The organism is Sulfurimonas sp., from assembly GCF_016744025.1.
In the GTDB taxonomy this organism is placed as follows: domain Bacteria; phylum Campylobacterota; class Campylobacteria; order Campylobacterales; family Sulfurimonadaceae; genus Sulfurimonas.
On record NZ_JADGFC010000111.1, the window covers coordinates 1 to 8,695 of the forward strand.

The window sequence follows — 8,695 nt, forward strand, 5'->3', positions numbered from 1 at the left end:
AATACAAAACTCCGTATGAAGTGTTTTTCAGTGAAATGAGTAAAAGATTAGCTAGCTAATTTAGGTGGAAATTGCACTTGTTGTTGGAATTGGCGTTTCGCCTTTAGAAAGTGCTTTTAACTGAGAAGTTACCTGAGCCAATGGAGTTGTGATTCTTAGTAAATAAAACTTTATAATGAAAAAACTAATCATTATAACAAACAGCAATATAAGAACAAACAACTCTTCAAAGTCATCTAACTTTGCAAGTGCAACCTCGGTATCTACACTTGAAACTGCATACCAATAGTTTTCACTGTTTTCTTTTAATGGGTGAACTGTATGATAAGAGTAAATCTTATTATTAAGTATAAAAGTTCCTTTAGACTTGTCTTGCATCATGCTTTTAAGATTAAAGTGATCATCATTAAAGTTTGACTTACCCTTTATTTGAGCACCCCACCTTTTACTCTCATCTTCATGAAATAGATAATTACCATCTTTGTCTATCAAAAAATAAGAAAAGCCTTTTTTAGCATTATCTAGAGATGCTTGTTTAACAATATCTAAAATATTTTGCGCATATATATTTACGGTAAAGATTCCTATCATATCACCATTATCACTAATCATAGGAGTAGAATATCTAAGAACTGGATTAAAAGGTTTTTCAATTTTTCCATATTCTTTATTTAGGTTCATATCTGATATAAAGAACTCATCTTTACTTAATGTTTTAGGAATTTCTACATAATCTCTTCCACTTTTATTTTGAAGACCTGAATCCAATACTACATAAGCATTATTATTCTTTTCTTCATAATTAACTACAAGAAGTTCATGTCCATCTAAAGATATTACTCTAATTTGATAGTAATCTTTTTGTGCTTTTAAAAAATCTAAAAGAGCATCTGAGAATATATTTTTCCATCTTTTCTCTTTGGTTTCAACAGACATTGATTTCCATAAAAGATATCTTTTAAGAGCATAAAACTTTTTTATATATTGCGCATCTTTTGTAACATGAATTAATGTTCCTTCTATTTTAACAGTTAGATTATTTATATCGCGTTCACTGATTTCATAAGCACTTTCAATATAACCATTAGATGTAGTTTTATAACCAAACCATCCAACAAGACTAATACTCATACTTAATACAATAATAAAAATAAAAAAGATTTTGTTTTGCAGTGAAATATTAAAATTCATTTTATATTCCTGCACTTATATTGATAAGTGATATTTTTCTTAGATTCCAATTCATCAACTGTTCAACATCAGCAGGTGTTTTATCTGTGAAGTTCCTAGCAGCAGGTGTTATAAATGATTTCAATCCAATATAAGCCTTAATAGTTTGAATTTCAGAGATAATCATTTGGTTAAGTGTAAAAACATCACTTGGGATTAAATTCTCTTTTTTAAAAACCGAAAAATCAACTCTCCTTATTCCAACTGAAAATTGAATCTGTTTTATTATTGTTAATATATTCATAGCTACTTTAAAGGTATCTTTTGGTGTAGCATCTTTATTTCTAGAGGTTGGGGTAGTGTAATCTTTAATCTTTAAGAAAGACAAGATTGCAGTTAGGTCATCATATACACGCATTGTCTCCCCAAATACATAAGATGGCGAAAATTTTGCTTGGTTAAGTTCATCAAAAGATGCACTGATTTGTAAAAGAATATTAAAAACATCTAAGGGTGTCTTGTTTGTGTATACATTTGCTTTTAAGCCTGAGTCTTTTATACCCATTCTATATTTAAATATTCTTATTTCAGTCAAAATTCTTTGCGTCTGCTCATATACTAAACTAGGGTTTAAATTAAGCATTGGAGGCATATTAATAGGTTCAATAATAGGCAAATTATGAGTAACTCTAAAAATATTTATTTTGATAGATATTTCATAAGTCATTTGCCATACATTACGTGGTTTAAGCTGTGTTTTTATGGTTTTATGACGTATGATACCATTATGATCATGCTTTACATCATAATATTTAAGTAAAGAGTGTGTTTCTTGTGAAATCAGTATTGCCTGAGCATAAACTTCATTTGGAGTTATAGTTTTGGCATATAAGCCAAGAGTGAGTAAAAATATTAAAACAATCTGTCTCATAAATGTCCTTTAATCGAATGGTACATTTATAAATGTTAATAGATAATTAAATTAGGCAAAAATTGTCATTTACTTTATATAATCTTTTCCTGTCCTATACGATAAAGTGCAAAGTCATATTTTAAAGGATCATTTTTATCAAAACTTCTTAGAGTGTCGGTAAGTTCTATGGCAGATTGAAGATCATATGTTTTTCTATGTAATAGCCCAAGTTTTTTTGAAACATTAAAAGTATGAGTGTCAAGAGGCATAATTAAGTCCTTTTTATTAACACCGCTCCATAAACCCATATCAATATTATCTTTTCTAACCATCCATCTAAGAAACATCATCCATCTCTTTAAAGCACCCGCACCTTTTCTCTTTAAAGTTACTTTAGAAGTTAAGAAGTTATATCCTTGTGTATTATGCGGATAAAGAGATTTTATCATCTCTATAAGAGCATTTATTCCATCTATTACGTTAGAGTTTATTTTATATGCTTTAACGAATACTTCTTCAAGACTTGTATTCTCATTGAGTCGTTTTAAGGTGATAAATAGAGCTATAATATCTTCACTCTTTTGAAACCTGTAGTAATGCTCTTTTAGCGCTTCTTTTATCTCATCATCGCTTTTCTTTAATAAGGAAAAATCCAATGAATCTAAAAATTTAACTATCTGTTTAACATTTCCATATGCAAATAGTGCACAAATAAGTGAAATAGTTGGATCTTTGTAGCGATGTGCTACTAAGATAGGGTCTAATTTATCTACAGAAACTTCATCTGCGTTATTACGTTTTTCTGCTTCTTCGTCTAATCTTTTTTTAATGTAAATGATAGAGTTTTTTCCTCTCACTTGAACCAGCAATATTAAGCTGTTTTCTGTATTTTGCAATAGTACGTCTTACCATCTTCACTTTGAACTTATCTTGGATAAGGTCTAATAGTTTCATATCACTTAGAGGTTTTTCACGACTCTCTTGCTTGACAATTCCAACAAGAAACTCTTTAATAGCTGCATTTGAAACATCTTCATCTATTGCAGTTGTAAAGAACTCTTTCATGGCAAACACACCTCTATCACAAGCAATATATTTGTTAGCAATTGCACGGGATATAGTCGATGGGTTATGTCCAAATTCATCGGCAAGAGTTTTTAATGTTAGTGGCATAACCTGTCCACCTGTAAAAAATTCATATTGATATTCAACTATCATTAGACCGACTTTGTATAATGTTGCACGTCTCATATCAAGTGCGTCGACAAGGCTTTTTGCCTCTTTTATCTTTTGAGTTATAAATTCATGCTTCACCGCATAGTTATTGTCTATTTTTATAACTGGATAGTAGGCATCGTTTAACTTTATCTCAATAGAGTCTTCATCATTAAAAAATATCATAAGGTCGGGAACTACATGAGCTGAGTCTTCTTGATACTCAATAGAGGGAGGGTTTTTAAATGTCCCAAGTACTCTCATGACTTCACTAAAGTTATCTCTGTCTGAAAAGTTATGTATGGCTTGAATATCTTTTATAATCTCCGCACAAAGAGGATATGCTTCATCGGTTATATCTGAGGAGTCTAGTTGAAATAAAAATGATTCTGCTAAATCTTTTGCAGCAATTCCAACTGGTTCTATATGAGCAAATCTAAGACGGATTTTTTCAAACTCTTCGATTGAGATGCTATTGTTACTACAGAACAACTCACTGTCACCTTCGTAGTATCCATTTTCGTCTAAATTTTCTACAACAAAAAATGCTATATCTTCAGAGATAGGAGTTGGAAAAAGTGGTTTGCCTATCTGCTCATCCAAAACTTCATAAAGAGATTTTTTTTGTACTGTTAAAGCTTCTATTTGCTCAGTACGAGAGTTACTAACTTGTCCACTTATAATTTTTTTAGGTATTTTTTTCTCAAAATCTTTTTCATAACCAGACTCTACTTCTACAACAGGATTTGACTCAATAAAAGGAGCCATTGCATCACCCAAATCTCCAAGACTTGAGTGTAAAATCGGCAGCCAGTTACGTAGAGTATTTGATAGTTTATGCTTTGTCTCTACACTGGTGTTTTGTCTTAATGCTGCCATTTATATACTAAGCCTAAAGCTTAAAATCCTCACCTAGATAGTGAGTACGTACATCTGCATTTTGACCTATCTCAGCACTTGTTCCAGATGCCAGAAGCTCTCCTGCTTTAATAACGTAAGCTCTGTCACATACAGCCAAAGTCTCACGAACATTATGATCTGTAATAAGTACACCAATGTCATAAGACACAAGTTGGTGAATAACCTTTTGAATATCCATTACAGCGATAGGGTCAACTCCAGCAAAAGGTTCATCCAAAAGTAAGAACTTTGGCTTATTAACTAATGCTCTAGCTATCTCAACACGACGTCTTTCTCCACCACTAAGACTAATACCCTTACGGTAACGAATAGGCTCAATATTAAACATATCTAGAAGTTCTAATATTCTTGCTTCTTGGTCAGCTTTATTTTTCATACCAACCTGAGCAGCAACCATAAGGTTATCTTCTACTGTAAGGTCTTTAAAGATAGAAGCTTCTTGAGGAAGATATCCTATACCTTTTATCGCTCTTTGATGCAGTGGCATATTTGATAAATTTTCACCATCAAAAAACACTTCGCCATCACTTGCTTCTACAAGTCCACATATCATATAAAATGTAGTAGTCTTACCAGCACCGTTTGGACCAAGAAGACCAACAACTTCTCCACTGCTTACTTCTAGGCTCATGCCTTTTACTATTTCTAAATCTTTTATTCGTTTTTTTAAATCAACTGCTTTAAGCGTGTGCATAATCTACCTCATAGTTTCTACTATTGTCATCTAGTTTTTCAATTGTAATTGTTAATATTTTCATACCTGCAGAATCTAAAATTTCTGTCAATTTATCGTCACCCCACTCTACTAAGTGAAGTCCATCTTTATCTAACTCTTCTAACATACCCAAAGATATAAAATGATCTATTCCATGATTGTAAATATCATAGTGAAATACTTTATCTCCATAACATTGTTGAAGAGAAAATGTAGGTGAAGTTACATCGTCTTCTATACCTAGATGCAAAGCAAGTACTTTTACAAAAGTTGTCTTTCCAGATGCTAAGTCACCTCTTAAGATTATAACTCCATTTTGAAATTTCTTGCTGATTTCATCTACTAAAACATGAAGTTCATCTAAATTAAGTTGATAATTTATCATAATTTATTTGAAATTTCTATGATTTGTTTTAGTTTTTCTTTGGCTTTTCCTTTTTTTATCACTTCTCTTGCAATTTCAAGTCCATCTTGGATATCACGAGCTACTCCATCAACCATAAGAGCAGATGCAGCGTTAATAAGTACTATATCTCTTTGTGCATCTGTAGCATTTGAGTCAAAAATATTATGTAAGATACCAGCATTAAAAGATGCGTCTCCTCCAATTATAGCTTTTAGTGGAACTCGTTTAATTGCGTACTCCTGCGGATCTATTTCAAACTCATGAACTTGTCCATTATGAAGTCTCGAAGCATAAGTAACATCAGAGATGCTAATCTCATCCATACCTTCTTTAGAACTTACAACCATTGTTGATTTTGCTCCATTGATTTTTAAAGCTTCTGCCATTTTTGCAACAAATGATTTATCAAAAACACCAAGCAATAATTTTTCTACTCCAGCAGGATTAGTTAAAGGCCCAAGGATATTAAAGATAGTCTTATCTGGGATACTTTTTCTAACAGGCATAATAAACTTCATCGCTGGGTGGTGATTTTGTGCAAACATAAAAGTGAATCCAGACTCTTCTAAAAGTCTTGCGCTATTTTGTATACTTAAATCTAGTCTAACTCCAAGCTTTTCAAACATATCAGCACTACCTGACTTTGAAGTAACAGAACGGCTACCATGTTTTGCAACATAACTTCCAGATGCAGCTACCAGAAGTGCAACCGTAGATGAGATATTAAAACTTCCTATCTTGTCTCCACCTGTTCCAACAACATCTATAGCCTTTTGACGAATCTCTTGGGATATAGGCAAAGAAATTGCATTACTTCTCATCACTTCTGCTGCTGCTGCAATAGCTTCAACTGATGTATGTTCATCTAGTTTTATACCAACTAATAACTCTCGCATCTGTGAGTCACTCATTTCATGATTAAAAAGTGAAGTAAATTCTTCTTTGGCTTTATTGTAAGTCATTACACTTCCTTTATATATTGGTCTTGTAAAGATTTTGGAGTTGATTTATTTGTTGGTATCTGTATTACCTGATATTTTTTTGTCTCATTAAGGTAGTTAATACTAATAATACTTCCCACCTCAACGTTTTTACTTGCCTTTGCTATGACATCATTGATAAGAACAACTTTGTTACTTATCATATCCTGTGCTACAGAACGTCTTTTAGTGATATTTACTGAATTTAAAAATTTGTCTATTCTCATGTATTTATACTTTATAATTATTTGTTTAGAGTATTGTAGAGTAAAAAAACTAAAAAGAATGTAAGAGTTGGAACAATTTTTGCAATAGATATTTATACTTGTGTATATATTAGTTACTTATATCTTTACTAGTAGTTTTTTTGTTTAATGGTAATACTATTGTAAACATAGTTCCATCATCAATATTTTGTGCATAAATATTGCCTTTGAGATGCTCTGTAATAATTATTCTTGATATATACAGACCAAGTCCACTTCCATTTTTATCTTTTTTTGTTGAAAAATATGCTTCAAATATACTTTCAATAATATCTTCTTTAATACCACCTGCATTATCTTTAATATAAATCTCAATATTTTCATTATTTATATTCCATCTAATACTTAAAATCTTTTCTATTTTATCATCTGTCATTTCATTAAAGGCTTCTTGAGCATTATTAAGTATATTTAATATAGTTTGCATTAATTCATTTTTTAATACTTCTAGATAGACATCTTTATCTATCTGTTCTTGTATAATTTTAATTTTATTATCTGTGTATTGTCTTTTAACAAAATTAACAGTACGATTTATTAAACTGTTAAGAGATAAATTTTCTTTTATTTTATCTTCTTTAAAAAAACATCTAAAATCATCAATTGTATTTGATAAAAAATCAACTTGTTCATTTATATCATCAAGTTGTTTTTTTAATTCATCTTCATCTAATTCATCTAATACTAAATCAAATAATATTGAATTGGCAACCATACCAATAGCAGTAATTGGTTGCCTCCATTGATGAGCTATCATTTCTAGCATCTCACCCATACTTGCATGCTTAGCTTGATATACTAACATTTTTTCATGTTTTTTTACTTTACTTGCTGAATTTTCAATACTAGTTAGAAGATCTTCATTTAATCTCTCTAAACGTTCTACTCCTGTGCAAGATGCTATTGATACATTTATCTTGTTTTGAAAATCTCCAAACATTACAGCATAAGCTTGAAAAGACTCATCAATCTCTTTATAGGTAAACTCTAAGTATCCATATCTCAAAGGTAGAATAATAATATGTAAATCATTATACGTTTCTATTATGTACTTTTGATTTTTGATTTTTTTTGTATTAAATATAAAGTCCATATCCGTTCCTAATTTTAATATAGGACCTTGATCTGAATTGTTTGAATAGTAACAACTAGAAATAGCATTAGTTCTACGAGAGAATGTACATAATATTTCAAACACCATACTATTAAACTCAAGTGAATTTCCAATAGCTGCCAAACATTTATATGCAATAGTTAATTCTTTAAAATTCATATTGACTTATTCTCAACTTGCTGCACTAATCTATATCCAACACCATGCATGCTTTGAATAAAATCTTTAGGAAGTTTTTGTCTTAGCCTATACATCAATTTTCTGATATTTTCAGGATTAACATCTTTATCACAGTTGTAAAGGTGGCTTACTATCTCATCGGTTGAGACACTTAAATTTAGTTTTAAAATAAGTTTTTCAATTATTAACCTCTCATAAGCACTTAAGATAATTGGCATGCCATCCATATATAAAAACTTTTCACCTTTGTTATAAAAAATATTATTTGATAGATGAATAATATTTAAAAGCTCACTTTGAGTATATATATCTGAACAAGCAAGATAGAGCTCATCTAAAAAATATTCTAGTACTACTGGTTTTGGTATAAATCGACGAACTCCAAGATTTATAAACTCTAAGAGATAGTCTACTTCTTTATGCGCAGATAAAATTATGATCTCTTGAGATGGATTTATTTTTTTAATTATTCTTGTTAACTCTACTCCATCAACATATGGCATTGCTATATCACTTAGTACTATGTCATATGATTCATTTTGTTCATGCTTATTATTATACAGTTCAAGAGCTTCTTTACCATCTACAGAAGCATCTACATTATCAAATAACGAACTTAATATTTTTTTTAAATTATTATGTAGAATAATGTAATCTTCTGCCATCAATATATTCATATTTTTCGTATATTTTCTTAACTGCGATATTTGGTATCGATATTTCTTTATATCTAATTTTAAGTGATTCATATGATTATTATATCATTATCTTTCTAAAGTAAATAGGTCATTGCTCCTGCATTATTTAAAATATCC

General features: G+C 30.3%; 10 protein-coding genes. All 10 read right to left on the reverse strand.

Going from position 1 to position 8,695, the window contains the following annotated elements:
- Positions 1-60: 60 nt before the first annotated feature.
- Positions 61-1,191 (reverse strand): cache domain-containing protein, encoded by a 1,131-nt coding sequence (locus QZZ48_RS12480; protein WP_294966385.1) that lies wholly within the window; start codon positions 1,189-1,191, stop codon positions 61-63.
- Position 1,192: 1 nt separating this feature from the next.
- On the reverse strand, positions 1,193-2,101 hold the full coding sequence (locus QZZ48_RS12485; RefSeq protein WP_294966388.1) for a hypothetical protein: 909 nt from the start codon (positions 2,099-2,101) through the stop codon (positions 1,193-1,195).
- A 74-nt stretch (positions 2,102-2,175) separates the two neighbouring features.
- Positions 2,176-2,940 (reverse strand): TIGR02757 family protein, encoded by a 765-nt coding sequence (locus QZZ48_RS12490; RefSeq protein ID WP_294966390.1) that lies wholly within the window; start codon positions 2,938-2,940, stop codon positions 2,176-2,178.
- Entirely contained in the window at positions 2,909-4,177 is a 1,269-nt protein-coding gene (locus tag QZZ48_RS12495) for an RNA polymerase factor sigma-54 (protein WP_294966392.1), read from the reverse strand. Before QZZ48_RS12495 ends, QZZ48_RS12490 begins: the two co-directional genes overlap by 32 nt.
- Before the next feature lie 13 nt (positions 4,178-4,190).
- Positions 4,191-4,913 carry an LPS export ABC transporter ATP-binding protein gene (gene lptB / locus QZZ48_RS12500; protein WP_294966394.1) on the reverse strand — a complete coding sequence of 241 codons (723 nt, stop codon included), beginning with the start codon at positions 4,911-4,913 and terminating at the stop codon, positions 4,191-4,193.
- The gene (gene tsaE, locus QZZ48_RS12505; protein ID WP_294966396.1) at positions 4,900-5,319 is read right to left on the reverse strand and encodes a tRNA (adenosine(37)-N6)-threonylcarbamoyltransferase complex ATPase subunit type 1 TsaE; all 420 of its coding nucleotides are present in this window, start codon (positions 5,317-5,319) and stop codon (positions 4,900-4,902) included. Before tsaE ends, lptB begins: the two co-directional genes overlap by 14 nt.
- Positions 5,316-6,302 (reverse strand): anthranilate phosphoribosyltransferase, encoded by a 987-nt coding sequence (gene trpD / locus QZZ48_RS12510; protein ID WP_294966398.1) that lies wholly within the window; start codon positions 6,300-6,302, stop codon positions 5,316-5,318. Before trpD ends, tsaE begins: the two co-directional genes overlap by 4 nt.
- Positions 6,302-6,547, reverse strand: coding sequence for a S4 domain-containing protein (locus QZZ48_RS12515; protein ID WP_294966400.1), 246 nt, complete (start codon positions 6,545-6,547; stop codon positions 6,302-6,304). Before QZZ48_RS12515 ends, trpD begins: the two co-directional genes overlap by 1 nt.
- A gap of 109 nt (positions 6,548-6,656) precedes the next feature.
- The gene (locus tag QZZ48_RS12520; protein WP_294966402.1) at positions 6,657-7,859 is read right to left on the reverse strand and encodes a HAMP domain-containing sensor histidine kinase; all 1,203 of its coding nucleotides are present in this window, start codon (positions 7,857-7,859) and stop codon (positions 6,657-6,659) included.
- Positions 7,856-8,557 carry a response regulator transcription factor gene (locus QZZ48_RS12525; RefSeq protein ID WP_294966404.1) on the reverse strand — a complete coding sequence of 234 codons (702 nt, stop codon included), beginning with the start codon at positions 8,555-8,557 and terminating at the stop codon, positions 7,856-7,858. The genes QZZ48_RS12520 and QZZ48_RS12525 overlap by 4 nt, the downstream gene beginning before the upstream one ends.
- Positions 8,558-8,695 lie beyond the last annotated feature (138 nt).

Coding starts and splice junctions, on each gene's coding strand:
- tsaE (WP_294966396.1), bottom strand. CDS start 5,319: ATGATAAATTATCAACTTAATTTAGATGAACTTCATGTTTTAGTAGAT.
- lptB (WP_294966394.1), bottom strand. CDS start 4,913: ATGCACACGCTTAAAGCAGTTGATTTAAAAAAACGAATAAAAGATTTA.
- QZZ48_RS12480 (WP_294966385.1), bottom strand. CDS start 1,191: ATGAATTTTAATATTTCACTGCAAAACAAAATCTTTTTTATTTTTATT.
- QZZ48_RS12485 (WP_294966388.1), bottom strand. CDS start 2,101: ATGAGACAGATTGTTTTAATATTTTTACTCACTCTTGGCTTATATGCC.
- QZZ48_RS12520 (WP_294966402.1), bottom strand. CDS start 7,859: ATGAATTTTAAAGAATTAACTATTGCATATAAATGTTTGGCAGCTATT.
- QZZ48_RS12525 (WP_294966404.1), bottom strand. CDS start 8,557: ATGAATATATTGATGGCAGAAGATTACATTATTCTACATAATAATTTA.
- QZZ48_RS12515 (WP_294966400.1), bottom strand. CDS start 6,547: ATGAGAATAGACAAATTTTTAAATTCAGTAAATATCACTAAAAGACGT.
- QZZ48_RS12495 (WP_294966392.1), bottom strand. CDS start 4,177: ATGGCAGCATTAAGACAAAACACCAGTGTAGAGACAAAGCATAAACTA.
- trpD (WP_294966398.1), bottom strand. CDS start 6,302: ATGACTTACAATAAAGCCAAAGAAGAATTTACTTCACTTTTTAATCAT.